Raw genomic sequence first — 24,035 nt, 5'->3', positions numbered from 1 at the left:
CAGGGAGAAACGCGGCCCGGAGATCAGTCCGGACCGCGCCATCCTGCGAACCTTTTCGAACGGATCAAGCCGCGAACTGGTTCATGGTGTTGAGGGCGCCGCCGGCCTTGAGCGCGGCTTCGCCGGCGAAATATTCCTTGTGGTCGTCGCCGATGTCCGAGCCCGACATGTTCTGGTGCTTCACGCAGGCGATTCCCTGGCGGATCTCCTCGCGCTGCACGTTCTTCACGTAGCCGAGCATTCCTTCGGTACCGAAATATTCGCGGGCGAGATTGTCGGTCGACAGCGCGGCCGTGTGATAGGTCGGGAGCGTGATCAGGTGATGGAAGATGCCGGCGCGAGCGGCGGCGTCGCGCTGGAAGGTCCGGATCCGCTCGTCGGCCTCGCGACCGAGGTCGGTGTCGTCATAGTCGACGCTCATGAGCTTGGCGCGGTCGTAAGCGGCGAGGTCGCGGCCTTCCGCGCCCCAGGCGTCATACACCTGCTGACGGAAGTTCAGCGTCCAGTTGAACGACGGCGAATTGTTATAGGCGAGCTTGGCGTTGGGGATCACCTCGCGGATCCGGTCGACCATGCCGGCGATCTGCTCGATGTGCGGCTTCTCGGTCTCGATCCAGATGAGGTCGGCGCCATTCTGGAGCGAGGTGATGCAGTCGAGGACGCAGCGGTCCTCGCCGGTGCCGGGTCGGAACTGGTAGAGGTTCGACGGCAGCCGCTTGGGCCGCATCAGGCGCCCGTCGCGGTTGATCAGCACGTCGCCGTTGACCTGCGTGATGTCGCCGATCTCCTCGCAGTCGAGGAAGCTGTTATACTGGTCGCCGAGGTCGCCGGGCGCCTTGCTCACCGCGATCTGCTTGGTCAGGCCAGCCCCCAGGCTGTCGGTCCGGGCTACGATGATCCCGTCGTCGACGCCGAGTTCGAGGAAGGCGTAACGGACCGCGCGGAGCTTGGCGATGAAGTCCTCGTGCGGGACGGTCACCTTGCCGTCCTGGTGACCGCACTGCTTTTCGTCGGAGACCTGGTTCTCGATCTGGATGGCGCAGGCGCCAGCCTCGATCATCTTCTTGGCAAGGAGATAGGTCGCCTCGGCATTGCCGAAGCCCGCGTCAATGTCGGCGACGATCGGGACAACGTGCGTCTCGTGATTGTCGATGGCGTTGAGGAGGCGCTTCTCCTCGACCTCGTTGCCGCCGGCGCGGGCCTTGTCGAGGTCGCGGAAGAGGAGGCTCAGCTCGCGCGAGTCGGCCTGGCGGAGAAACGTATAAATCTCCTCGATCAGTGCCGGCACCGAGGTTTTCTCGTGCATCGACTGGTCGGGAAGCGGACCGAAATCGCTGCGGAGCGCGGCGATCATCCAGCCGGAGAGATAGAGATAGCGGCCCTTGGTGGTGCCGAAATGCTTCTTGATCGCGATCATCTTCTGCTGGGCGATGAAGCCGTGCCAGCAGCCGAGCGACTGGGTGTACGCCGCGGGGTCGGCATCATAGGCGGCCATGTCGCGGCGCATCACCCCGGCGGTGTAGCGCGCGATGTCGAGGCCGCACTGGAAGCGGTTCTGCAGCCGCATGCGCGCCACCGCCTCGGCATCGATACCCTCCCACGGGGAACCCTGGCCGCCGATCAACTGGGCAGCCGTCGCAATCTCGGACTGATACGACAAGAAACTTCCTTTCACTGAAAGGCGCCGCCCGCTGCGGCGCCCGACACGATCAGGCCCGGCCCATCCGCGGTTCGATGGCGATGGTGTAGCGCTCGGTGGCGGCGCAATTGTCGCGGAACGTCAGGCGCTGCCATTCCATGCGCGCCTTGAGTTCGTCGCCGAAGGGGCCGCTGACCCGCTCGGTGCCGGGCTCGATCTCGTTGAATGCGCAATCGCGATATTCGCCGCCGATGACCCAAAAGCGCTGACCCATGGCCTGTCTCCTCGTGGTTCGGCGGCCCGGGGAAGGGGCTGCCTGAAGTTGTTGCCCTGAAAACATCGAGAGGCGGGCAAGGCACCAAGGAAAAATGCAGAAGCGTCAAAGCGCGACTTGTGAGTTTGTAAAAGTTTTGACAAAACACAGCATGCCCAAGAAGCTCTTCCTCGGTGCGCGGCTCAAGCGGCTCAGGCGCGATCGTGGCCTCCAGCAGAGCAGCATGGCGGCCGAGCTCGGCATTTCCCCGAGCTATCTCAATCATCTGGAGCGCAATCAGCGACCGGTGACGGCGGGCATTCTGTTGCGCCTCGCCGAGGCGTTCGAAATCGACATCCGGCAGTTCGCGAGTGAAAGCGGCGAACAGGGATCGGCCGAGCAATTGGCGGAGGTCTTCGCGGACCCGATGTTCGCCGACCTCCAAATCAGCCGCCAGGAAATCCTCGAGCTCAGCGACAACAGCCCCAGCATCGCCGAGGGTGTGTCACGACTTTACACCGCGCTGCGCGAGCGGCGCCCGGTGGCGACCGATGTCGCGCTCGACGGGGACGAGCGCGCGCTGATCACGCCCGAGACCTGGGTGCGCGACTTCATCCAGGCCCGCTTCAACCATTTCCCCGAGCTGGAGGAAGGCGCGGAGACCCTCGGCGGCGCGCTGGGCGATCCGCTGTCGGTGGCCGAGCCGCTGCGGCGCCGGCTGAAGGAAGCCTATGGCGTCGAGGTCCGGGTCGTCGGACCCGAGGAATTGCAGGGTGCGAGCCAGGCTTATGACCCGCAGCGGCGCCTGCTCATGCTGTCGTCGCTGCTGCGGCCGGAGAACAAGACGTTCGGCATCGCCTATCAATTGTCGCTGCTCGAATTCCACCCGATCATCGCGCGGCTGCTCGATGCCGCGCGGCCACCCGACCCCGGCACCCGCCACCTCCTGCACATGAGTTTTGCCAATTATGCGGCGGGGGCGATCATGATGCCCTATGGCAAGTTTCTCGCCGCGGCGGAGCGCTATCATTATTCGATCGACCGGCTGTGCGCCGAGTTCGGTGCCAATGTCGAGCAGGTGTCGCACCGATTCACCACGCTCGGCCGGCAGGGTGCGCGCGGCATTCCCTTCTTCATGCTGCGGATCGACCCCGCCGGGAATGTCAGCAAGCGATATGCCGGCGAACGATTCCCCTTCTCGCGCTTCGGCGGCACCTGTCCGCGCTGGAACCTGCATGCCGCCTTCCAGGCCGCGGGGCAGGTCGTCACGCAGCTTATCGAGACGCCCGACGGCCATCGCTATTTCACGGTCGCGCGGACAATCGAGCGGCCGATCAAGACCGAATTGTCGGGCGGGCTGCTGGCGATCGGGCTCGGATGTAGCATCGAGCATGCCCACAAGCTCCATTGCGCGACCGGGATCGATCTCGACAAGGCGCCGGTGACACCGGTCGGACCGGCCTGCTCGATCTGCCCGCGGCTCGACTGTGCCTATCGCGCGACGCCGCCGGCCGGGGCGCGGCTGGCGGTGCACGAGAACAGGAAGACGATCTCGCCCTATCCGTTCGTGGCCTGATCGGCCGCGCGCGGCGGGCCGCCCGCTTTCGCCGCAAAGCATGAGGCGCTACAGGCGCCGACCATGTCTGATCTTCCCTCGACCCTGCAGCGGATCGCCGACGCCGTCGACCTTGCGACGCTCGATTCCGAACGCGTCGCCGCGCTCGGCAAGAGCGGCTGGGTAACCGCCCTCCTCAAGACCCTCGGCGGCATGAGCCCCGAGGAGCGTCAGCTACGGGGACCCGAGATCCAGGGGCAGCGGGCACAAGTCGCGGACGCGATCGAGGCACGCAAGGCGGCGCTCGAAGCGGCCGAACTGGAGCGCAAGCTCGCGACCGAAACCATCGACCTGTCGCTGCCCTCTGCCGAAGTGCCGGCGGGATCGGTACACCCGGTCAGCCAGGTGATGGACGAGCTGGCGGAGATCTTCGCCGACCTCGGTTTCGCGGTCGCCGAGGGACCCGAGATCGAGAGCGACTGGTATAATTTCACCGCGCTCAACATGCCGGAGACGCATCCGGCACGCGCGATGCACGACACCTTCTATGTCGAGCCGCGCGAAGGCGTCGAAGGCACTTTCGTGCTGCGGACGCACACCTCGCCGGTGCAGATCCGGGCGATGCGGAAGCATGGCGCGCCACTGCGGGTGATCGCGCCCGGCCGGGTCTATCGCTCGGACAGCGACGCCACGCACACGCCGATGTTCCATCAGGTCGAGGGGCTGGTGATCGATCGCGGCATCACCATGGGGCATCTGAAGTGGACGCTCGAGACCTTCCTGAAGGCCTTCTTCGAGCGTGACGACATCGCGATCCGCCTGCGTCCCTCCTATTTTCCGTTCACCGAGCCCTCGGCCGAAGTCGATGTCGGCTGGTCGATGGAGAAGGGTCGCCGCGTCGTTGGCGGCGCTGAGGGCTGGATGGAGGTGCTCGGCTCGGGGATGGTCCATCCGCGGGTGATCGCTGCCGCCGGGCTCGATCCCAACGAGTGGCAGGGCTTTGCCTTCGGAACCGGCATCGATCGGCTGGCGATGCTCAAATATGGGATGAACGACCTGCGCCAGTTCTTCGACGGCGATCTTCGCTGGCTGAAACATTATGGGTTCGGGGCGCTGAGCGTTCCCACGCTGAGCGCGGGAGTGGGCGCATGAAGTTCACTCTGTCCTGGCTCAAGGATCACCTCGACACCGAGGCGAGCGTCACCGAGATCGCCGACAAGCTCACCGCGCTCGGCCTCGAAGTCGAAAGCGTCGACGATCCGGCGGAGAAACTGGCGCCATTCGTGGTCGCCGAGGTGCTGTCGGCCGAACGCCATCCGCAGGCGGACAAGCTGCAGGTGCTCCAGGTCGATGCCGGCAACGGTCCGATGCAGGTCGTCTGCGGCGCGCCCAATGCGCGGGCCGGGATGAAGGGCGTGTTCGGCCCGCCGGGCGCTTATGTTCCGGGTAGCGACTTCACGCTCAAGGTCGCGGCGATCCGCGGCGTCGAGTCCAACGGCATGATGTGCTCGGAGCGCGAGCTCGAGCTCGGCCAAGGGCATGACGGGATCATCGAGCTTCCCGCCGACGCGCCGGTCGGGGAGAGCTTCGCTGCCTATCGCGGGCTTCAGGATCCGGTGTTCGACATTGCGGTGACCCCCAACCGTCCCGATTGCTTCGGGGTTCGCGGCATTGCCCGCGATCTGGCGGCGGGCGGCCTCGGGACGCTCCGCGAACTGCCGCAGCCGGCGATCGCGGCCGCCGGCGCCAATCCGGTCTCGATCGGGGTCGCGGACGACAGTGGCTGCGCGGCCTTTGCCGGGCGGTTGATCCGCGGAGTCAGGAATGGCCCCAGCCCCGAGTGGCTGCAGCGCCGACTGCTTGCCGTCGGGCTGCGTCCGATCTCGGCGCTGGTCGACATCACCAATTTCTTCTCGCTCGACCAGGCGCGGCCACTCCACGTCTATGATGCGGCCAAGCTCAGCGGTGCGGTCAGCGCCCGCCGCGGACGTGCGGGCGAGACATTCGCGGCGCTCAACGACAAGGATTATACCGTCGCGGAGAGCGACACCGTGATCGCCGACGACAATGGGGTGCTCGGCCTCGGCGGCGTCATCGGCGGGAGCAGCACCGGCGTCTCAGACGAGACGACCGACGTCCTTCTTGAATGCGCCTGGTTCGATCCCGTCGCGATCGCGCGTACCGGCCAGCGCCACCAGATCAACACCGATGCCCGGGCCCGGTTCGAGCGCGGCGTCGATCCGCAGAATCTGCTGGCAATGGTGGATGCGGCGACCGCGATGATCGTGGATCTGTGCGGTGGCATTCCCACCGACGTCACCCTCGCGACGGGAGCGCAATGGGCCGGGGTGGTGGCACCGAAGACGGTCGCGCTCCGTCCGGAGCGGGTCGAGGCGCTGGCGGGCTTGTCGCTCGACCCGGCGCGTCAGGCGGAGATCCTTCGGTCGCTGGGCTTCAGCGAGAGCGGTGGCGGCTGGACGGTCCCCGGCTGGCGCCCGGACATCGACGGGGAGGCCGATCTCGTCGAGGAAGTCACCCGCGTCGCCGGCTACGACCAGCTTCCCTCGACCCCGCTCCCCCGCCAGCCGGGAGTGGCGGCGCCGGTCGCCTTGCCTGCGCAGCGGGTCGAACGGCGGGTTCGCCGTGCGGCGGCGGCAAGCGGTCTTCATGAAGCGGTGACGTGGAGCTTCATCTCGGAAGAGGAAGCGGCGGCATTCGGCGGCTCGGCGCACGTCCTCGCCAACCCGATCAGCGAAGATATGAAGGTGATGCGCGGCTCGCTGTTGCCGGGCCTCGTGCGGGCCGCGGCCCGCAACCTTGCACGCGGCGCGACCAGCGTTCGGCTGTTCGAGGTGGGGCGCCGCTACCTTGCCGAAGGCGAGCGCGTGACCGTCGGAATCCTGCTGACGGGCGAGGCTTCGCCGCGCGACTGGCAAGGCGGAAAAGCGCAGCCGTTCGGGCCATTTGACGTCAAGGCGTCTGTCCTTCGGCTGCTCGAGGAAGCGGGCGCGCCGGTCGCCAATCTCCAGCTGAGCGCGGGCGCGGGCGAGACCTATCATCCTGGCCGCTCTACTTCGCTCCGTCTCGGCAAGGCCGAACTGGCGCGCTTCGGCGAGATCCACCCGGCGCTTGCCCGGCAGTTCGACCTGCCGACGACGACGCAGATGGCCGAGCTCTATATCGACGCCGTCCCGGCCGCTCGCGACAAGGGTCGGGCGCGGCCGGCCTTCACCCCGCCGGCGCTGCAGCCGGTAAGCCGCGATTTCGCCTTCGTGGTGCCGCCGTCACTTGCAGCGGGAGATCTCGTCCGGGCGATCCGCGGGGCGGACAAGGCGCTGATCACCGACGTGCGTGTGTTCGACCGCTATCAGCCAGAAGGTGGCGATCTCAGCCTCGCGCTCGAGGTCCTGCTCCAGCCGGTCGAGCGCAGCCTTACCGATGCCGACCTCAAGGCGCTCGGCGACAAGGTGGTTGCGGCAGCGGGCAAGCTCGGCGCGCGACTGCGGGCCTAGGCGAGGTCGTTGATCGCGGCGTGGACGCGTTCTTCAATCGCGTCGCGCTTGAGGCCGGCGGGAATGGTCTCGCCGATACGGACATTGATCACTCCGGGACGCTTGATGAAGCCCTTGGGCCAGAGGCGTCCGCTGTCGTGGGCGACCGGCACGACCGGGAGGCCGAGCGCGCGATAGAGACCCGCAAAGCCAGGTCGCAGCGGGGGATGCTCGCCGACCGGCACGCGCGTGCCTTCGGGGAAGATGACCACGGGACGACCGTCGGCAATCGCCTGCTTTCCGCGCTGCATCATCTCGCGCAGCGCGCTCGCGCCAGCCTCGCGGTCGACCCCGATGACGCCATAGCGTCGCATGACCGCGCCCAGCAGCGGCGTATTCACATATTGCTGCTTCATCACGACGACGGGCGTATCGACGAGGCGGAGAACCTCGATCGTCTCGACCATCGCCTGATGCTTCACCGCAACGAGGAAGGGCCCGGGCGGCACCGTGCCTTCGACGTTGAAGCGGATCCGCAGCAGCCTGGTCACGAGCAGGTGATGGAAGTTCGCCCAGCCGTGAATGACCGTGCGGACGGGCCCGCTTCCGAACGGCGCGACCAGAAGAGTCGCGATGCAATAGAAGACGGTGCCCGGATAGAAGAGCAGGAAGTAGAGCGCGGAGCGCAACGCATTCACGGGTCCGGATTCCTCAGACGTCGAGCCACAGCGCCGCGCGCCGAAGCAGATATTTGTTATATTCGGCGAAGAGCGTGAACAGGCTGGGCCGGGTCGCGACCGCGTCCAGCAGGATCCGCGTGTCGGGCAGGTCCTGATGAAATTCATAGGCCGCACGCCGCATGTGCCAGTCGCTGGTCACGAGGCGGAGCGAGCGATAGCCGCGCTTCTGCATCCAGCGCCGGGCTTCTTCGGCATTGCTGCGGGTATCGACCGACTCCGAGCCGAGATCGACACAGCAGCGAAGCGTCGCGCGCGAACCCTTCCCGAGGCGGCGGGCGAGGTCGGCGCGGGTGACGCTGGGATCGGCGCCGGCGACCAGCATTCGCGTCGCCTGGCGCTGCTTCATCAAGGCCATGCCGCGCTCGAGCCGCCCGCTTCCGCCGGTAAGGACGATGATGGCGTCGGTCCGCTCGGCCGGCGCGGGCTTGGCCAGCGACACGCCAAAGAGCACGAAGCCGAGGGCATAGAAAAGCAGCCCGAGCGCGGCGAGACGAAGCGTCATAAGGTGTCCGCCAGTGCCCGCCGAAGGGCACGCCTAGCAACCAAAGTCGCAAGAGCGGCCTGGGCAAGCGGCAGCAGCGCGAGAAGGGTCAGCTGAGAGACCGAGAGCAAGGGCGCGCCGCCCCAGCCGGCAAGAAGGTCGCGCGCGGGGATAAGCGCGAGGCCAAGGACCAATGCTGCGGCGATCGCGCCGGCGAGGCTTCCTCCGAGGGCATCGAGTGCGATGCGCCGCTGGACGAGGCCGACGAGCTGGGTGTCGGTCGCCCCGATCCCATGCAGCACCTCGAGGGTTGCGCGGTTGCTGTCCAGCGTGGCGCGCGTGGCGAGCGCGACAGCCGCCGCCATCGCCGCGGCGAGAACGACGAGGAGGCCGGTCACCAGCAAGGCAAGCCCCTGCAGCGTCGCGAGGAGCGGCTTCAACTCCGTGGCATAGGGAGCCAGGCGCGCGCTCGGGACCGTCGCGCCGAGATTGCGGGCGAGGCGCTCTCCATCAGCGCCCGCCTTGAGCGACACGTCGGCGAGGGCGGGCAAGGGGAGGTCGAGCGTCTCGGCGGCGGGACCGAGCCACTGACGAAGGGTCTTGCGCAGTTCGGCGTCAGGAACGCGCGCAATGGCGATGACGTCAGGCGACGCGCGGAGCAGGGCCTCGGCGCGGGCGGCCTCGGCCGGCGTGCCGGTGACCTGGAGCGACCAGCGCCCCTTGGCCGCACCTTCGAGATCGGCAACGGCGCCGAGCAGGCTGACGCCAAGGGCGCCGACGACAAGGCTGACGAAGGTCATCAGCCCCATGATCCACGGCGCCGCGCGCTTGCGCTGGTCCGGCAGGAGCTTGCGCATCGCCGGCGTGGGCGGAAGCCAGCCCCTCATCGGTCGAGCTCCGGCGCACCGGCCGATGGCGGATGGCGCAGTTCGCCGGTCGGATCGGCGAGGCGGCCGTTCTCGAGCCGCATCAGCCGTGCGCCTTTCACCGCCGCGATCAGCGACATGTCGTGCGTTGCGACCACGACGGTGGTGCCGAGGCGATTGAGCGATTCGAACAGGTGGATGAGGCGGTCGGCCATTGCGGCATCGACGTTGCCGGTCGGTTCGTCGGCGACGAGCAGCTCGGGACGGGCAATCACGGCCCTGGCGATGGCCACGCGTTGCTGCTCCCCACCGGACAGGGTCGGCGGTTTCGCGCTGGCACGATCGGCCAGACCGACCCAGGCCAACATCTCCCGGACCGGCCCCTCGATCTCGCGGTCGCTCTGCCCCGCGATGCGCAGCGGAAGCGCGACATTGTCGAAAGCCGAGAGGTGCCGGACGAGCCGGAAATCCTGGAAAACCACGCCGATCCGGCGGCGGAAGGCGGGAAGGGTCGCGCGCGGCGCCTCGCCGAGGTCCTCGCCGAACAGGCGCAGGCGGCCGCGGGTCGGACGCTGGGCGAGGTACAGCAGCTTGAGCAGCGACGTCTTGCCCGCCCCGGACGGGCCGGTGAGGAAGTAGAATCCGCCGGGCGCAAGGCGAAAGTCGAGACCGGCCAGCACTTCCGCGCCGGTCCCGTAACGCAGCCCCACCCCGTCAAACTCGACCAGCGCGGCCAGTCTCGCCCCCTCTAATCGTCTCAAGTGCAAGGCTCTAGCTTGCCAATGGATTCACGAAAAGGTTACGCACCGTTATTGTTGACGGTTCTGAGGGAAAGCGGCCGACCATGATCCTTACCTGCCCGTCATGCGGGACGCGTTACGTCGTCAAGGATGGCGCCATTCCGCCGGAGGGACGCACGGTGCGTTGCGCCCAGTGCAAGCACAGCTGGCACCAGGATCCGGAGACGCTCGGTCAGGACGATCCCGTGCAGGAAGCGCCCGTCCAGCACGTTCCGGAAACGGGTCGCGAGGGTCTGGGCGAGGAGCGGTCCGAAGCTTCCGCATTCGACCAGTCGGCGGACACCGCCTCGCCCGGCGACGTCGGTGATCACGCGCATCCCGATCAGCCGCTCGAGAATGCCGCCGATGCGCGTCATGACGAGGCTGTTCTTCCCGAGCCCGCGGCGACCGAGAGCAGCATGCAGGCCGACCTCGTCGAGGAGCCGGTGGTCGATCGCGTCGAGAGCGAGCCCGCCGTCATGCCAGCCGAAGCCGCGGCGGCGAGCGATCCCTATCCCGCCGAGGCCGTGCCGGCCCAAGAGTCGGAGCCGCAGCGCACCTCGCACCCGCTCCGGGCCGGCCGGGCCGAAGCGATCGACGATCTCTACAGCCCCTTCGCCAACGGCGACGAGGACGAGGCGCCAGCCCGTCGTCGCTGGCCGCTCGCCATCCTTGGGCTTCTTGTGCTGGTGGCGGCGATCGCAGCCGGAATCTGGTTCCTGGCGCCGAGCGAATTCAAGAATCGCCTCGGCCTCGCCCAGGCCGACGGACAGACGAAGCTGCTTCTCCAGCTGCAGCAGCACAGCCGACAGAAGCTCGCGAGCGGAAATCAGCTTCTCGAAGTCAGCGGCATGGTGATCAATCCGACCGACCAGCCGCAGGCGGTTCCGGCGCTGAATGCCCAGCTGCGCAGCCTCGACCAGCAGGTGGTCTACAAGTGGACCATTCCGCCGCCCGCGCCGCGCCTTGCGCCCGGCGGAAGCGCGAGCTTCAACAGCGCGAACCTCAATATTCCACCCGCGGCGGCCTGCCTCGAAGTCTTCTTCGGCGAGCAGCAGAAGCCGCCGGTCTGCCGCGACGGCGAAGCGGTCGGCGCCTAACCTACTCGAATTCCAGCAACAATCGGGAGTGCCCCTGCTCATCACGAACGATGGTCCGGCGATGGGGCTCATCGCTGCGTCCATTGCGGATCGCGGCCGCGCGGACCACGCGGACGAACGCCGTGGTCGAGGCGCGCGCCACCGGTGGCGGAGGTGGCGGCGCGGTCACTGCGGACACGGCCAGCAAGGCGAACGTCAGCATCATGCTCAGGATACGCATCAGCGGGCAGAAAGGTAAACGCGACGTTTACCTTTGATCCGAATTGGAACGGATCATCCCCTGTTGCGCTCCCCGAATCCCGCTGCTAGAGGCGCGGGCCTTGCCAACGGCGCTCCTCCTGCGGGTGCCGACATCACGTGCGGTCGTGGCGGAATTGGTAGACGCGCAGCGTTGAGGTCGCTGTGGCCGAAAGGCCGTGGAAGTTCGAGTCTTCTCGACCGCACCACTTCACTCAAGAAGTGAAGCTATCCAGCAGTTTAGCGCTGAAGAGATGCCAAGTCGCCTGAGACGACTTCTTGGTTAACGGCCATCTTCGGCGCTGCCCGAACGACCAGCGATCCCAGCCGGGCAACCGCCTGGTCGGTCTTGAGCTCGACCGTCGGCATCACCATTCGGTCCTGCGCCTTGGCGGCGGCAGCGCTGGCTTCGCTGAGACGCAGTGCGTAGCGGCCCGGGGGCACGCGTTCGAACAGGAAATAACCGTCATAATCGCTGCTCGAGGTCGCGACGACATTGCCGTCGGCGTCGACCAGCTCGAGCGCCAAGCCTTCGAAGGCGCCGCCGCCGTCCTTAATCAGCACGCCTTCGATTGCACCCCCGCCGGTCAGCGGGATCAGCAGCTCGGCCGAAATGCCGGGGCGCGGAACGACAACCTGGGCCGGGCGCACCGGGACGAGGTTCGGATCGCTGAGCGAGCTCGTATCCACGCCGATCGCGACCGGGCGATAATTGTCGAGGCCGGCAACCGAGCCCCAGCCGTCCTTGCCGGTCGGCTTGTCGGCGGGGCGGAGGCCCGCGGTGAGCAAGGCCCCGCTCTCCAGTGCTTCGTCCCCGTCCCGGATGCCATTGCCATTGGCGTCGCGGAAGACCTGCGCGCGCACGCTGCCCGTGCCGGCGAGCGATTGCCGGCTGAAGCGCCAGCCATTGTTGCCCCGGTCGAGCGAGAAGGTGAGGTTGAGGCCTGCAGCGACCGATCCGTCACTCGCGGCTTCGAGCGTCCCGGCAAGGGCGAGCTGGTCGAAGCGGCGGATGTGCGTGACCCGGGCACGGAAGCGGCCCTCGGTCTTCTCGTAGGCGAGCGCGCCTTCCCAGTCCGCGTTGCCGCCACGGCTCCAGTAGCCGGATAGCTCGGCACGGCGAAGACGTGTGCCGGGGGCGATTTCCCATTCGGTGGAGCCGCGAACGCGGACCGGTCCGATGCGGCCGCTGCCGATCAGCCCCAGTTCGGCCTCGCGCCGCCGCTCGATGCCGCCCGCAGGCTGCTCGTCGCGGTAGCGGACGAGGGCGGCGAGGTTGAAGCGACTCAGCATGATGCTGGTGCGGCCATTGGCCTCGATGGTGCGCCCCCCGTCCTCGCGGCGCGCCAGTCGCACATCGCCGTGAAGCGGCAGGGTGAAGTTCGAAGAGAATTTGATCGGCGTGTCGACGCTCAGGCGGTGCTCGGACGTGGCGCCGAGCCCGTCGGGGCGCGCAGCAAAGTCGCGGCTGAGGAAGCTGCTCCAGGCGATGCTGGTCCCGCCGATCTTCGCCAGCGCCTGGCCGCGAAAGGCCAATCCGCCGCGATCATCGCGCGCAGCGGCGACCTCGACGATCGCGGGCCCGATCGAACGCCGGACGGTGCCTTCGACATAGGTGACGCGCTCGTCGTTGACGCTGAGCGTCTGGACCAGCGCTGCGACCGAGGTGCGGCGATCGAGGCCATGCTCGACCTGCGCCGTCGCGCGCCAGCCCCCGTCCCGGTCAGGCGGAGCGCGGCTATGCCGGAAGTCGAGCATGTCGCGGCCAGGGTCGACCACGCCGGCCCAATAATAGGTCTGTCCGGGCGGGACCGCATCGGGCCCGACATTTACGGTCTCGATGCGGCTCTTCACCTGCCCCTGCGGACCGTAGGTGAGGATCTCGAAGCGATTGTCGCCGAAGGACAAGGCGACGTCGTCGAAGCGGTAGCGACCGTCGCCGGTGGCGGCGGCAAAGGCGACCAGTTCGCCGTTGCGGTAGAGCTCGGCATCCCAGCCGGGGGGAAGCTCACCGCTGAATTGCGTGCGGTCGAAGGCGACCGACTTGAACAACGGACGATTGGTGACGACGGCTCCGCGGCCTGTCGCCGTGGCTGCGGCGAGCGGCGATCCGAGACCTTCGACATCGCCGACGGCGACGTGGGTCGCCTGGAGCGGGCCCAGCAGACCTCCGTCAGGATCGGACCGGAAGGCGCGAAAGCGAAGATTGGTCGGAAGCCCGCGCTGATCGGTTCCGATCCGGGCCTCGTAGCTCATCTGCAGCGCCTCGCCGGCGGCGATGATGCTTGCGCGATGGTCGATTCGGGCGCCGGTGGAGGCAGAATAAGTGAGGCCGGCGTCAACCATGACGTCAACCGATGGCGTCCGCCACATGCGATAGGGCAGGCGCACCTGCGGCAGGGACTTGAGGTCGAAGCTCGCCTTGCTGAGGCGGGCTGCGCGCTCACGTCGTTCGGCGGCAAGCTCGACCGGGAGCTTCATGTCCGTCTGGAGGGTCAGCAGCGAGGCATCGGTGCGCGGCTCGACGACGAGGCCGAGCCAGCGGGACAGAGCCCGGGTGTCGACGCACCAGCCCTCAGGGGCATCCTCGATGAGGGCGCTATCGAGGGCTTCGCTCTTGCTGCCGTAGGTCACCCGCCCGGCGGCGCGGTCGATCAGGAGCTTGTTCTGCTCCTTGAAGGCCCAGCCAGCCGCGCGGCGTCCAGCGAGGTCGATCTTGATCGGGAGGTCCAAGGCCGTGACGAGGTCACCGAGAATGACGCAGGTGCCCCCCGCCACCGGATAGGCACGAACCCCGTCGCCGATCGCGCGCTGGCGGATCTGGACGTCGAGGAGGAACTGGCTTTCGGGGTCGGCCGACCAGGCGGCGGCGCCTTGGGGCGAGGAAGCGGGCGCGGCGATGCCCAGGCCGCTGGCGACTGCCAGCGACAGGGGCCAGCGAAGCCAGCGCCGCGTCATGACCGTAAGTGTCCCCGCCCCCTGCGCTGGCTTACCGGAGGACCGCGCTCGTCTCGGCGAGCGTCGTCGTCACGCCGTCGACATTCTCGACATATTGAACGGTGACCGGTCCGACCGCCTGCGCGGCGACCGCAGGTTCGAGCGGAATGGTGACCTGCCGGCGCCCGAGCTCGGTGTAAACGGCGATGCCGCGCTGCATGGCGAGCGGCTCCTTGGAGCCAGCCTTCATGATCCGGACTTCGCCATAGGTGGAGCGAGAGCCCGAGCGGGTCAGCTCCAGCGCAACCGCGGGACGCCCTTCGACCTGGACCTTGCCGACATTGGCGATTCCAGCCGTCGCCGCGAGATTGCCGAGGCGGACGATGACCGGAATGGTGACGCCATAGACTGGCGTCAGGGCAAAGCCGATGCCTTTGAAGTCCGCCGGGGTCTGGACCGGGGGCTGTGCCGGCGGAACGGCGCGGAAGAGCATGTGGACGCGATATTCACCGTCGGGCAGTCCGGCCGGGGCGCGGGCGGCGATACGGATCGTCTGCGGCTGCTTGGGCGGAAGGACGACCCGGCGCGGCGCGAAGATGACCATGTCGCGGGCGGCTGCCTCGGCGGCGCTCGGCGTGGCGACGTCCTCGAAGGTGCCATCGGGCCGCATCCGCTTCAGCTCGACCGAGATACGGTAGGTCGCGGTATCGTCGCCGATGTTGTTGAGGATGATCTCGGTGCCCTTGCCACCGTTCAGGATGATCCGGGTCGGTGCGACCAGCAGATCGCCCACGCCCGCCTGCGCCGCCGGGGCAAGTGCCAGGAGCGGTGCGAGCAAGGCAGTCCGGAGGGCGAATCGAGCAGTCAGGGTCATGGCGTTGTCGGCTCCCGAAGGCGGCCCAATTGCCGCCATTTCGGAGTGTTTCTCGCAGCCAATGGTTGATGAAGCGCTAACCATCCCGCTTATCCGCCGCTGGATAACGACAAAGGGCGGCCCCTTCCGGGACCGCCCTTCTCTGGTCTGATCGCGAGATCAGCGGGTCTTATTGATAGGCAACCTGGATATCGATCTGGCCCTGGTAGACGCCGTCCGGAGTGGCGCTGCCGATCGAGACCGAGCCGCCGACGCTAAAATCATTGCCCGGGCTGCCCGAGTTGCCGAGCGTGATCGGGGTCGGCAGGCTGGGCACGAAGTTGAGGGTGCCACCGTTGCTGCCGCTCAGCGGGAAGCTGGCAGCGGCCGAGGAAACGACCACGACCTGACCCTGGGTGCCGGTGATGCGATAGCCCGCCGACTGCGGCGTGCCGGTGCAGACGAGGTTACCCGACGAACCGCAGCTGACGACGCCGGCGGCATTGATGCTGACCGTTTCGTTGGCGGTCAGTGTGCCCATCACGATGGTGCCGAAATTGAGGTCGCGCATCGCGGTCAGCGTCAGCGGCTTGATCAGGCGGGCATTGGCCGTCGCCTTGGGCGTCGCGCCCGTCGCCGACTGGGCAGCAGCCGGAGTCGCGGCGGCGAAAGCGGCCAGCGCGGCCGCAGCAAAGATCAGCTTCTTCATAGTCGTTCAGTCCCCACACCGAGCGTTCGGCGGCAGAAGGCCCCAAACGCGGTAAGCCCTCCATTAACCCTCACCCCTTGCCGCTTTGCTGGCGAGATTGGTTAACGGGCCGTTGGGGAATTTCCGGACAGCGCCAAAAGATGGGGAATTTGCCCAACCCCGCTGTCGTCCAAGCTTCCGCTTCCGTGCAGGCTCTTGGTTAAGGCACTGACGAAGCGAGGTTTCTTCTGTTTGGCACGGCCCCTGCATTGACGTCGGCATGCGGCACTTTCGCCGCCCAGACAGTGGAACTGACCATGACTTCGACCATCGATCCCCGCCAGATCGCCGTCTCCTTTGCCGGCGCATTCATCACCGCCCTGCTCTTCGTCAGCGCGGCTGTCGGCCCCCTCCCCGTCGCCTGATCACCAACCCTATCTGGAGTAGAAAGATGGAACGCTTCGTCCTTAATCGCCGCGACGCCAAGTTCATGGGTGTTGCCGCCGGTATCGCCGATCGTACCGGCGTCGACCCCCTGTTCGTCCGACTTGGGCTGATCGCCGCCGTGCTGCTGACGGGGCCCGTCGCCGCCATTCTTTATGTCGCGACCGGTCTTCTTGCACCGACTGCATGATTCGCGAGAAATGGGAGTCTTTCGCTGTTACCGACTCGACTACCGTCAAAGGACTGTACCGCGAGATTAACTTGGAGCAGCAAGGCAAGAGCATCTTACTCGGTTCAACTTAATACAAGCACGTTACAGCGTAGTTTGGCCTTGGGCTGTTAACCATCATCTTCCTCAAGCGTCCTCCTCGTGAACTCATCTCTAGGCCGAGAGGGGGTTCTCAGCATCGGAGGCTCGATGAGCGCTTGCGACGGATTGCGATCTGCCATGGCTGGCGCGGCTGCGTTTCTGCTGGTGGCCGGCCTCGGGGCTCCCGCAATCGCAAGCGCTGATCCGTCACCTGGCGGCGACGATGCGGTCGTAACTGCTCCGGTTCGTCCCAATCTGTTCGGCACGGTCGCCATCCCCGGTCCGCAGGGGCGCTGGGCGGACAAATGGCATAAGATCATGCAGGAAGCGCGGCCGACGCCCGCGCTGGCGGCGTTCGTCGCCCCGGCGCGTGAGCTCGGCAAGCTCGACCAGCTCCGCTTTCTTCAGGCGCAGGTCGACCGGCGCGTGAACTGGCGCTCCGACGCGACGCAATATGGTGCCCGCACCTACTGGGCGAATGCCTCGGAGACGCTTTCCACCGGGCTCGGCGACGACGACGATCGCGCGATCCTCAAATTTCAGGCGTTGAAGGCGCTCGGCTACCCGCGGAACGATTATTATCTGGTCATGGGCCGGGATCGGATTCGCGGCGACTATGTGATGCTGGCCGCGCGCGCCAATGGTCGCTGGTGGCTGCTCGAGGAGCAGGGCGACGCGCCCGTCTCCGCCGACGGCCGCACCGGCTTCGAGCCGGCCGCGAGCTTCGGCGCCGGGCGTGCTTGGGTCCATGGGCGCCTGCGCACCCTGGCCAAGACCGCGACGGTCAGCGCGACGACGCGCGCCGTCGCCGCTCCCTGACGATCAGTCGAACAGCGACGAAACGCTCGACTCGTCGGCAATGCGCCGGATGGCCTCGGCCAATAGCGGGGCAATGGTGAGCCGGCGGATCTTGGTGCCGGGAAGATCGGCTTCGCCCGCATAAATGCTGTCGGTGACGACGAGTTCGGTCAGCTCGCTGGCGGCGACGCGGGCCGCCGCACCGCCGGACAGCACGCCATGCGTGACGTAAGCGACCACGCCGACTGCGCCCTGTGCCTTGAGCGCCGCAGCGGCATTGCAGAGCGTCCCGGCCGAATCGACGATATCGTCGATCAGGATGCAAAAGCGCCCTTCGACGTCGCCGATGATGTTCATCACTTCCGATTCGCCAGCACGTTCGCGCCGCTTGTCGACGATGGCGAGGGGCGCGTTATCGAGCCGCTTGGCGAGGCTCCGGGCGCGAACCACGCCGCCGACGTCGGGCGACACCACGGTGATCGGCTGGTCGCTGAAACGGGCCTGGATGTCGGCGCTCATGACCGGTGCCCCGAACAGGTTGTCGGTCGGGATGTCGAAGAAGCCCTGGATCTGGCCGGCGTGAAGGTCGACCGACAGGACGCGGTTGGCGCCGGCGGTCGTGATGAGGTTCGCCACCAGCTTGGCCGAGATCGGCGTGCGCGGGCCGGGTTTTCGGTCCTGGCGGGCATAGCCGAAGTAAGGAATGACCGCGGTGATGCGCTTGGCCGAGGCCCGGCGCAGGGCGTCGACGCAGATCAGCAGCTCCATCAGATTGTCGTTGGCGGGATAGCTGGTCGACTGAATCAGGAAGACGTCCTCGCCGCGGACATTCTCGTGGATCTCGACGAAGATTTCCTCGTCCGAAAAGCGGCGGACGCTGGCCTGCGTCAGGGGCAGCTCCAGATAATCGCTGATCGCCTTGGCGAGCGGCGCATTGGAATTGCCGGCCAACAGTTTCATCGTGCCTTCTCCCCGGGAGCTCTCGACCGCCCTCTAGCGGGGGCTTGCGTTGGACGAAAGCCCGCTAGCGGCTAGGGACGAAGCATGACCGACCGGCTGATCATTGCGCTTGCCCAGATGAACCAGCGGGTGGGGGATCTCTCGGCCAATGCCGAGGCGATCCTCGCCATGCGCGGGGCGGCGGCGGGCGCCGACCTCCTTCTCGTTCCCGAGCTCCAGCTGGTCGGCTATCCGCCCGAGGATCTGGTGCTGAAGCCGGCGTTCCTTCGCGAGACGGCAGCGGCGACCGAGCGGCTTGTCGCCGCGACGGTGGAGCCCGGTCCGGCGATCGCCTTCGGGACGATCCTGGTCCGCGACGGCAAGGCGCATAATGCGCTGGTGGTCGCTGACGGAGGCCAAATCCTCTTCACCACGCTGAAGCGCGAGCTGCCGAACTACGGCACGTTCGACGAGAAGCGCGTCTTCACGCCGGGGCCTCTGCCCGAGGTGTTCACCTTCAAGGGTGTCCGGATCGGCTTCCCGATCTGCGAGGATCTGTGGCTCGAGGACGTGCCCAACCATCTGAAGGCGCGCGGGGCGGAAATCCTGCTCAGCCCGAATGGCAGTCCCTACGAGATCAACAAGGACGATCTGCGCCGCAAGCTGTTCGGCAATCGTGCTCGCGAGACGAACCTGCCGCTCGCCTATCTCAACCGGGTCGGCGGGCAAGACGAACTGGCCTTCGACGGCAGTTCGATGGTCTTCAACAGCGATGGCGAACTGGTCGTCCAGATGCGCGACTGGGAGGAGCAGTTGCTGCTGACCGACTGGTCGCGCGGGGCGGACGGGCGCTGGGGGTGCGCAACGCGTGAGGTGGCGACGCTCGCGCCCTACCCCGAGGACGTCTACCGGGCGATGGTCGTCGCCCTTCGCGATTATGTCGGCCGGAACGGGTTTCCGGGCGTGCTGCTCGGCCTGTCGGGCGGCATCGACTCGGCCTTGTCGGCGGCGGTGGCGGTCGACGCGCTCGGTGCGGACAAGGTCTGGGGCGTGATGATGCCCTCGGTCTACACGGCCTCGACCAGCGTAGCGGACGCAGCCGAAAGCGCCCGGCTTCTCGGCATCCGTCATGACGTCATTCCGATCGTCCCCGCGGTCGAGGCCATAAAGACGATGCTCGCCGAGAATTTTACGGGGCGGAAGCCCGACCTTGCGGAGGAGAATATCCAGGCCCGGCTGCGGATGGTCACGCTGATGGGACTGTCGAACAAGTTCGGCCACATGCTGCTGACGACCGGCAACAAGAGCGAGATGAGCGTGGGCTACGCGACGCTCTATGGCGACATGGCGGGCGGCTATTCGGTCCTGAAGGACGCCTACAAGACGACGGTCTTCACGCTCTCGCGCTGGCGGAACGCGCATCGTCCCGCCGGCTTCCTCGGCCCTGAGGGCCCCGTCATGCCTCAACAGGTGATCACCAAACCGCCTTCGGCCGAGCTTCGCGACAACCAGAAGGACGAGGATAGCTTGCCGCCCTACGACCGGCTCGACCCGATCCTTCACGGATTGATAGACCGCGAATTGTCGGTCAGCGAGATCGTGGACGAGACGGGTGAGCCCCGCGCCCTGGTCGCGGAGATGGAGAAACTGGTGCTCCGTGCCGAGTACAAGCGGCGGCAGGCGCCGCCGGGGGTCAAGATCGGCGGGCGCAACTTCGGTCGCGATCGTCGCTACCCGATCACCAACGCCTTCCGCACGGGCGGCTAGGCCGTCCTCTCCTTTCCTCCGGGGCGCCAACGGGGTAGCGGCACTGGGCAATGACCGTCGTCACTCGCTTCGCCCCCTCGCCCACCGGCCGCCTCCACGTCGGCAACATTCGGACCGCGCTCCACAATTATCTGTTCGCCACGCGGCACGGCGGCAGGTTCCTGTTGCGGATCGACGATACCGATCGCGAGCGCTCGACCCCGGAGGCCGAGGTGGCGATCCACGAGGATCTCGCCTGGCTGGGGCTTCATACCGATGCGAGTGTCCGCCAGTCCGAGCGCTTTGAATTGTACGAACGGGAGTTCGAGCGACTTCGGGCCGCGGGCCGGGTCTATGCCTGTTACGAGACACCGGAAGAGCTCGACCTGCGCCGCAAGGTGCTGCTCGGGCGCGGGTTGCCGCCGGTCTACGAGCGGCCCGCAGGCGAGAATGTCGCGGTCGAAGGCCGGTCGCCGCACTGGCGGTTCCGTCTCGACCATGAGGCGCCGATTGCGTGGGTCGATCTGGTCCGGGGCGAGCAAAAGTTCGACCCGCGGCTCCTCTCCGACCCGGTGATCCGCCGGGCGGACGGAAGCTGGCTCTACCTGCTGCCGTCGGTGATCGACGACATCGATCTCGGCATCACGCACATCGTGCGCGGTGAAGATCATGTGTCGAACAGTGCGGTGCAACTGCAGATGTTCGCCGCACTTGGTGCCAAGCCCCCAACTCTTGCGCACGAAGCGCTGCTCGTTGCCGCCGAAGGCAAGCTGTCGAAGCGCTTCGGCGCGGTCGGTGTACCGGCCATGCAGGAGCAGGGGCTCGAGCCCATGTCCTTGCTGAGCCTTCTCGCCCGTTTGGGAACGAGCCAGCCCGTCGAGCCCGTCGCTGATCTTGCGCCGCTTGCCGCCACCTTCGACTTTGCGCACTTCGGCCGTGCGCCGGCCCATTTCGACATGGCCGAGGTGCATCAGCTGAATGCGCGGCTGCTGCATCTATTGCCGTTAGGAGCGGTGACCGACCGCGTTCCCGCCTGGGTAGACGAACCGCGCTGGTTGGCCTTGCGCACGGCTCTCCAGCATCTCGGCGAGATCGAACAATGGCGCGATGTCGTCCAAGGCGACATTCCGGCTGCGGCGCCGGCCGAAGAAGATCGCCCCTTCCTCCGGGATGCGGCCGAGGCTGCAACCGTGATCGCCTGGGACGATGCACCCTGGCAGGCGCTGACAAGCGCGCTGAAGGCGAGCAGCGGCCGGAAGGGCAAGGCGCTGTTCCTCCCACTTCGTCTTGCGCTGACTGGGCGTGACAACGGTCCCGAAATGGGCCCCCTCGTCCAGCTGATCGGACAGGACCGAGCCGTCACGCGCTTGCGGGCCGCCGCACAAGCCTAACGGAGCCGTTCAAGGCGAGCTAAGTCGAAGCTTGCCACTTAAATGTTATGATGTAACATTCTCTCATCGACTCGAGATGAGGAGGTGGTCATGCTTGCTTATGCCGCACATCAGAAGACCCGGCGTCCGCTCAGTTCCTCGACCCTCACGCTGATCGTTGGCGCGCATGTCGTTGCGCTTGGGCTGCTTGCCGCAGCGAAGATGAAGACGCCGACGCTGCCTCCGATCATCGACACGGTTATCTACGACGTGAAGCCGGAGCCCCCCAAGCCAGTGCCGCCGAAGCCGATCGAAGAGGGCAACCAGCCGATTCCGCGACCGCAGCGGCCGACGTTCGTCGATCCGACGCCCCCGGTGGTGCCAATCCCCAACCCCGGCCCGACGTTCGAGACCGGCGTCAATATCGAGACGACGGTGCCCGAGCTGGGTCCGATCATCGAAACTCCCTTGCAGCCTCCCACGGTGGAGAAGCCAGCCCCGCCTGTCCGCCTGGCGGCCCGAGCGATCACGCCGGCTGACCTCCTCCGTCCGCCTTACCCCGAGTCCAAGCGTCGCGCCGAAGAGCAGGCCTCGCTCCGGCTCCGACTCTCGATCGACGCCCGGGGCCGGGTGACCGGCGTCGAACCCGTCGGTGCGGCGGACCCTGAGTTCCTCGCCGCCGCCCGGTCCCACCTGCTGCGCTACTGGCGTTACAAGCCTGCGACCGAGGACGGTCGCGCCGTCGCGACGACCATGGTCGTGACCCTTCGCTTTCAGCTCGAGGAGTAGATCTCGAGGGGCGGGAGGAGCGGTGTTTGCCGTACGCCTTCCGCCCCCCTACATTCCGGTCATGTCCGTGCTTCCCCCCATGCACAGCCCGAAGGCCGCGTACAAAGACCTGAAGGCCTTCGTATCCCGCCGCGGGCGCGAGCATACGATCGCCCTCGGCCTCAGCCTCTTCTTCACGCTCTTCATCCTCGTGCTCTTCTTCTTCGACGCGAAGGTGAACACCGCCCCGCCCCCGACCATCACCTACGTCGACAGCTGGTCGGCCAACCGCACCGACGCAGAGATCAAGGCGGACCAGGTCAAGGACCAGAAGAAGAACGAGGAGCGGGCGGCGGCTCGCCAGAAGCAGTTCCAGGAGATCGCCAATACCTTCGGCATCGAGAACTGACGCCGAGCGGATGGCCGAGGCGATCGCCCTCGGCCGCGCGGCGCGGGGGACGACCGCGCCCAATCCCAACGTCGGCTGCCTCGTCCTGGACGCCGCCGGCAAGGTGGTGGGCCTTGGCGCCACTGCCGAAGGCGGTCGGCCGCACGCCGAGGCCGTTGCGCTCGCCATGGCGGGCGATCGTGCGCGGGGCGGCACGCTCTACACCTCGCTCGAGCCCTGCAATCATCGGAGCGAACGCGGAGCAGCCTGTGCCGACCTCATCATTGCGGCGGGGCTAGCGCGTGTGATTGCCGCGATCGAAGATCCTGATCCGCGAACCAGGGGCCAAGGCTTTGCCAAGCTCCGGGACGAAGAGATCGTGGTCGAGACGGGCGTGCTTGCCGAGGCAGCGCGCGAGAGCATGGCCGGCTGGCTCACCCGCCAGGCGCTGGGACGGCCGCGCGTCACCCTCAAGCTCGCGCTGTCGATCGACGGCAAGATCGCGCTGCCCTCGGGCGAGTCCAAGTGGATCACCGGCGAGGATGCCCGCGCCCATGTCCATCTGGAGCGCGCCCACCACGACATGATCCTGGTGGGCCGCGGCACCCTCCAGGCCGATCAGCCCCGGCTCGACGTGCGGCTTCCAGGCCTCGAGGAGCGCTCGCCCCGACGGGCCCTCCTGAGCCGCGGCGAGGCCGTGGATGGCTGGGTGATGCTGCGCTCGCCCGAGGAAGTCTACCGGCTTCATGACGTCAACGATCTGCTGGTCGAAGGCGGTTCGGCGACGGCGACGGCCTTTCTCGCGGCCGATCTTGTCGACCGGATCCTGCTCTACCGGGCCCCGATCATCATCGGCGAGGGGCGCCAGAGCGTCGGATATATCGGCCTCGACGCGATTGGCGACGCGCACGGCCGATGGGAGGCGCGAGACGGGCGTTCGCTTGGCATCGACCGGCTCGAAGTCTACGAGCGCGTCCGGTCGGCGGCCGCGAGAGGATAATATGTTCACCGGGATCATCACCGATATCGGCACCGTCCGCAGCGTCGAGCAGCGCGGCGACCTACGGCTCGTGATTGGCTGCGGCTACGACATGGCCGGCGTGACCCTCGGCGCCTCCATCGCCTGTTCCGGCGCCTGCCTGACGGTGGTCGACAAGGGCGACGACTGGTTCGCCGTCGATATCAGCTTGGAATCGATCGCACGCACCGCGCCCGGGCTGTGGACCGAAGGAGCACGGATCAATCTCGAGCGGGCGCTACGCCTTGGCGACGAACTTGGCGGCCATCTGGTGACCGGACATGTCGATGGCCTCGCCGAAGTGATCGGACTTTGCCCCGAGGGCGATTCCACCCGCGTCGGCCTGGCGGTCGACAAGGCGCTCGGGCCGATGCTCGCCGCCAAGGGCTCGGTAACCCTTGATGGCGTCTCGCTGACGGTGAACCAGGTCGAGGATCACGAGGATGCGACGCACTTCAGCGTCAACATCATTCCGCATACCTGGCAGCACACCACGCTCGGCAGCACCACATTGGGACGAAAGCTCAATGTGGAGATTGATGTGCTCGCACGTTATCTCCAGCGCATGACGACCGCACATCACATTGCAGGTTAGGTTGTCGCACTGGAGTATCACATTTTGATGTGATACTGGT

The 24,035-nt window shown here is 67.0% G+C and carries 23 protein-coding genes and 1 tRNA gene; 13 read left to right on the top strand and 11 right to left on the bottom strand.

From position 1 onward, the window contains the following. Positions 1-64 precede the first annotated feature (64 nt). Both AC4GYU_RS03835 and AC4GYU_RS03830 read right to left on the bottom strand, forming a co-directional pair. A complete protein-coding gene (locus tag AC4GYU_RS03835) occupies positions 65-1,660 on the bottom strand; it encodes an isocitrate lyase (protein WP_491085576.1) in 1,596 nt (531 codons plus the stop codon). A 49-nt stretch (positions 1,661-1,709) separates the two neighbouring features. Next, entirely contained in the window at positions 1,710-1,913 is a 204-nt protein-coding gene (locus AC4GYU_RS03830; protein ID WP_491085575.1) for a DUF4170 domain-containing protein, read from the bottom strand. A 151-nt stretch (positions 1,914-2,064) separates the two neighbouring features. On the opposite strand from AC4GYU_RS03830, the gene AC4GYU_RS03825 reads away from it, so the two are divergent. From AC4GYU_RS03825 to pheT, 3 genes are all read left to right on the top strand, one after another. Then, on the top strand, positions 2,065-3,468 hold the full coding sequence (locus AC4GYU_RS03825) for a helix-turn-helix domain-containing protein (protein WP_491085574.1): 1,404 nt from the start codon (positions 2,065-2,067) through the stop codon (positions 3,466-3,468). A 63-nt stretch (positions 3,469-3,531) separates the two neighbouring features. Then, positions 3,532-4,599 (top strand): phenylalanine--tRNA ligase subunit alpha, encoded by a 1,068-nt coding sequence (gene pheS, locus AC4GYU_RS03820; protein WP_491085573.1) that lies wholly within the window; start codon positions 3,532-3,534, stop codon positions 4,597-4,599. Then, positions 4,596-6,959, top strand: a complete 2,364-nt coding sequence (gene pheT / locus AC4GYU_RS03815) for a phenylalanine--tRNA ligase subunit beta (RefSeq protein WP_491085572.1) — start codon at positions 4,596-4,598, stop codon at positions 6,957-6,959. Before pheS ends, pheT begins: the two co-directional genes overlap by 4 nt. Here the strand turns inward: pheT and AC4GYU_RS03810 are convergent. The 4 genes from AC4GYU_RS03810 to ftsE are packed head-to-tail and all read right to left on the bottom strand — an operon-like array spanning position 6,956 to position 9,762. Further along, positions 6,956-7,636, bottom strand: a complete 681-nt coding sequence (locus tag AC4GYU_RS03810) for a lysophospholipid acyltransferase family protein (RefSeq protein WP_491085571.1) — start codon at positions 7,634-7,636, stop codon at positions 6,956-6,958. The two genes, pheT and AC4GYU_RS03810, sit on opposite strands and share 4 nt — an antisense overlap. 13 nt (positions 7,637-7,649) lie before the next feature. After that, positions 7,650-8,180: a YdcF family protein gene (locus tag AC4GYU_RS03805; RefSeq protein WP_491085570.1), complete on the bottom strand. Its 531-nt coding sequence runs from the start codon at positions 8,178-8,180 to the stop codon at positions 7,650-7,652. Beyond that, on the bottom strand, positions 8,177-9,016 hold the full coding sequence (locus tag AC4GYU_RS03800) for a cell division protein FtsX (protein ID WP_491085569.1): 840 nt from the start codon (positions 9,014-9,016) through the stop codon (positions 8,177-8,179). Before AC4GYU_RS03800 ends, AC4GYU_RS03805 begins: the two co-directional genes overlap by 4 nt. A 26-nt stretch (positions 9,017-9,042) precedes the next feature. After that, positions 9,043-9,762 carry a cell division ATP-binding protein FtsE gene (gene ftsE / locus AC4GYU_RS03795; protein ID WP_491086873.1) on the bottom strand — a complete coding sequence of 240 codons (720 nt, stop codon included), beginning with the start codon at positions 9,760-9,762 and terminating at the stop codon, positions 9,043-9,045. A gap of 107 nt (positions 9,763-9,869) precedes the next feature. Here ftsE and AC4GYU_RS03790 point away from each other — a divergent pair, with 107 nt between their 5' ends. Then, positions 9,870-10,904 (top strand): zinc-ribbon domain-containing protein, encoded by a 1,035-nt coding sequence (locus AC4GYU_RS03790; protein WP_491085568.1) that lies wholly within the window; start codon positions 9,870-9,872, stop codon positions 10,902-10,904. 1 nt (position 10,905) lies between these two features. On the opposite strand, the gene AC4GYU_RS03785 is transcribed toward AC4GYU_RS03790, so the two are convergent. Then, positions 10,906-11,124 (bottom strand): hypothetical protein, encoded by a 219-nt coding sequence (locus AC4GYU_RS03785; RefSeq protein ID WP_491085567.1) that lies wholly within the window; start codon positions 11,122-11,124, stop codon positions 10,906-10,908. A gap of 139 nt (positions 11,125-11,263) precedes the next feature. Here AC4GYU_RS03785 and AC4GYU_RS03780 point away from each other — a divergent pair. Then, positions 11,264-11,350: transfer RNA gene (locus AC4GYU_RS03780), tRNA-Leu, on the top strand. A 31-nt stretch (positions 11,351-11,381) separates the two neighbouring features. On the opposite strand, the gene AC4GYU_RS03775 is transcribed toward AC4GYU_RS03780, so the two are convergent. The 3 genes from AC4GYU_RS03775 to AC4GYU_RS03765 form a co-directional block, all read right to left on the bottom strand. Next, positions 11,382-14,099, bottom strand: coding sequence for an MSCRAMM family protein (locus tag AC4GYU_RS03775; RefSeq protein ID WP_491085566.1), 2,718 nt, complete (start codon positions 14,097-14,099; stop codon positions 11,382-11,384). A gap of 31 nt (positions 14,100-14,130) precedes the next feature. Further along, entirely contained in the window at positions 14,131-14,952 is an 822-nt protein-coding gene (locus AC4GYU_RS03770; protein ID WP_491085565.1) for a fimbrial biogenesis chaperone, read from the bottom strand. 169 nt (positions 14,953-15,121) lie between these two features. Further along, a complete protein-coding gene (locus AC4GYU_RS03765; protein ID WP_491085564.1) occupies positions 15,122-15,640 on the bottom strand; it encodes a DUF4402 domain-containing protein in 519 nt (172 codons plus the stop codon). Between the two features lie 430 nt (positions 15,641-16,070). Here AC4GYU_RS03765 and AC4GYU_RS03760 point away from each other — a divergent pair, with 430 nt between their 5' ends. After that, positions 16,071-16,253 carry a PspC domain-containing protein gene (locus AC4GYU_RS03760; protein ID WP_491085563.1) on the top strand — a complete coding sequence of 61 codons (183 nt, stop codon included), beginning with the start codon at positions 16,071-16,073 and terminating at the stop codon, positions 16,251-16,253. Between the two features lie 258 nt (positions 16,254-16,511). Further along, positions 16,512-17,192, top strand: a complete 681-nt coding sequence (locus tag AC4GYU_RS03755) for a hypothetical protein (protein WP_491085562.1) — start codon at positions 16,512-16,514, stop codon at positions 17,190-17,192. Between the two features lie 3 nt (positions 17,193-17,195). Here AC4GYU_RS03755 and AC4GYU_RS03750 read toward each other — a convergent pair whose 3' ends face one another. Next, the gene (locus AC4GYU_RS03750) at positions 17,196-18,131 is read right to left on the bottom strand and encodes a ribose-phosphate pyrophosphokinase (protein WP_491085561.1); all 936 of its coding nucleotides are present in this window, start codon (positions 18,129-18,131) and stop codon (positions 17,196-17,198) included. An 84-nt stretch (positions 18,132-18,215) separates the two neighbouring features. On the opposite strand from AC4GYU_RS03750, the gene AC4GYU_RS03745 reads away from it, so the two are divergent. From AC4GYU_RS03745 to AC4GYU_RS03720, 6 genes are all read left to right on the top strand, one after another. Then, positions 18,216-19,877 carry an NAD+ synthase gene (locus AC4GYU_RS03745; protein ID WP_491085560.1) on the top strand — a complete coding sequence of 554 codons (1,662 nt, stop codon included), beginning with the start codon at positions 18,216-18,218 and terminating at the stop codon, positions 19,875-19,877. A 50-nt stretch (positions 19,878-19,927) separates the two neighbouring features. Next, positions 19,928-21,247: a glutamate--tRNA ligase gene (locus AC4GYU_RS03740; RefSeq protein ID WP_491085559.1), complete on the top strand. Its 1,320-nt coding sequence runs from the start codon at positions 19,928-19,930 to the stop codon at positions 21,245-21,247. 90 nt (positions 21,248-21,337) lie between these two features. Next, entirely contained in the window at positions 21,338-22,015 is a 678-nt protein-coding gene (locus tag AC4GYU_RS03735) for an energy transducer TonB (protein ID WP_491085558.1), read from the top strand. 61 nt (positions 22,016-22,076) lie between these two features. Beyond that, the gene (locus tag AC4GYU_RS03730; RefSeq protein ID WP_491085557.1) at positions 22,077-22,403 is read left to right on the top strand and encodes a hypothetical protein; all 327 of its coding nucleotides are present in this window, start codon (positions 22,077-22,079) and stop codon (positions 22,401-22,403) included. Positions 22,404-22,413: 10 nt separating this feature from the next. Further along, positions 22,414-23,382: a bifunctional diaminohydroxyphosphoribosylaminopyrimidine deaminase/5-amino-6-(5-phosphoribosylamino)uracil reductase RibD gene (ribD, locus tag AC4GYU_RS03725; RefSeq protein ID WP_491085556.1), complete on the top strand. Its 969-nt coding sequence runs from the start codon at positions 22,414-22,416 to the stop codon at positions 23,380-23,382. 1 nt (position 23,383) lies between these two features. After that, the gene (locus AC4GYU_RS03720) at positions 23,384-23,995 is read left to right on the top strand and encodes a riboflavin synthase (RefSeq protein ID WP_491085555.1); all 612 of its coding nucleotides are present in this window, start codon (positions 23,384-23,386) and stop codon (positions 23,993-23,995) included. Positions 23,996-24,035 lie beyond the last annotated feature (40 nt).

Source organism: Sphingomonas sp. SP2 (assembly GCF_058313385.1).
This window is presented reverse-complemented; position numbering and strand designations above follow the sequence as displayed.

What these genes read in the sequence shown, in the direction of transcription:
- AC4GYU_RS03830 (WP_491085575.1), bottom strand. Translation starts at nt 1,913, where the DNA reads ATGGGTCAGCGCTTTTGGGTCATCGGCGGCGAATATCGCGATTGCGCA.
- AC4GYU_RS03825 (WP_491085574.1), top strand. Translation starts at nt 2,065, where the DNA reads ATGCCCAAGAAGCTCTTCCTCGGTGCGCGGCTCAAGCGGCTCAGGCGC.
- pheS (WP_491085573.1), top strand. Translation starts at nt 3,532, where the DNA reads ATGTCTGATCTTCCCTCGACCCTGCAGCGGATCGCCGACGCCGTCGAC.
- pheT (WP_491085572.1), top strand. Translation starts at nt 4,596, where the DNA reads ATGAAGTTCACTCTGTCCTGGCTCAAGGATCACCTCGACACCGAGGCG.
- AC4GYU_RS03805 (WP_491085570.1), bottom strand. Translation starts at nt 8,180, where the DNA reads ATGACGCTTCGTCTCGCCGCGCTCGGGCTGCTTTTCTATGCCCTCGGC.
- AC4GYU_RS03800 (WP_491085569.1), bottom strand. Translation starts at nt 9,016, where the DNA reads ATGCGCAAGCTCCTGCCGGACCAGCGCAAGCGCGCGGCGCCGTGGATC.
- AC4GYU_RS03790 (WP_491085568.1), top strand. Translation starts at nt 9,870, where the DNA reads ATGATCCTTACCTGCCCGTCATGCGGGACGCGTTACGTCGTCAAGGAT.
- AC4GYU_RS03785 (WP_491085567.1), bottom strand. Translation starts at nt 11,124, where the DNA reads ATGCGTATCCTGAGCATGATGCTGACGTTCGCCTTGCTGGCCGTGTCC.
- AC4GYU_RS03775 (WP_491085566.1), bottom strand. Translation starts at nt 14,099, where the DNA reads ATGACGCGGCGCTGGCTTCGCTGGCCCCTGTCGCTGGCAGTCGCCAGC.
- AC4GYU_RS03770 (WP_491085565.1), bottom strand. Translation starts at nt 14,952, where the DNA reads ATGACCCTGACTGCTCGATTCGCCCTCCGGACTGCCTTGCTCGCACCG.
- AC4GYU_RS03765 (WP_491085564.1), bottom strand. Translation starts at nt 15,640, where the DNA reads ATGAAGAAGCTGATCTTTGCTGCGGCCGCGCTGGCCGCTTTCGCCGCC.
- AC4GYU_RS03760 (WP_491085563.1), top strand. Translation starts at nt 16,071, where the DNA reads ATGGAACGCTTCGTCCTTAATCGCCGCGACGCCAAGTTCATGGGTGTT.
- AC4GYU_RS03755 (WP_491085562.1), top strand. Translation starts at nt 16,512, where the DNA reads ATGGCTGGCGCGGCTGCGTTTCTGCTGGTGGCCGGCCTCGGGGCTCCC.
- AC4GYU_RS03750 (WP_491085561.1), bottom strand. Translation starts at nt 18,131, where the DNA reads ATGAAACTGTTGGCCGGCAATTCCAATGCGCCGCTCGCCAAGGCGATC.
- AC4GYU_RS03745 (WP_491085560.1), top strand. Translation starts at nt 18,216, where the DNA reads ATGACCGACCGGCTGATCATTGCGCTTGCCCAGATGAACCAGCGGGTG.
- AC4GYU_RS03740 (WP_491085559.1), top strand. Translation starts at nt 19,928, where the DNA reads ATGACCGTCGTCACTCGCTTCGCCCCCTCGCCCACCGGCCGCCTCCAC.
- AC4GYU_RS03735 (WP_491085558.1), top strand. Translation starts at nt 21,338, where the DNA reads ATGCTTGCTTATGCCGCACATCAGAAGACCCGGCGTCCGCTCAGTTCC.
- AC4GYU_RS03730 (WP_491085557.1), top strand. Translation starts at nt 22,077, where the DNA reads ATGTCCGTGCTTCCCCCCATGCACAGCCCGAAGGCCGCGTACAAAGAC.
- ribD (WP_491085556.1), top strand. Translation starts at nt 22,414, where the DNA reads ATGGCCGAGGCGATCGCCCTCGGCCGCGCGGCGCGGGGGACGACCGCG.
- AC4GYU_RS03720 (WP_491085555.1), top strand. Translation starts at nt 23,384, where the DNA reads ATGTTCACCGGGATCATCACCGATATCGGCACCGTCCGCAGCGTCGAG.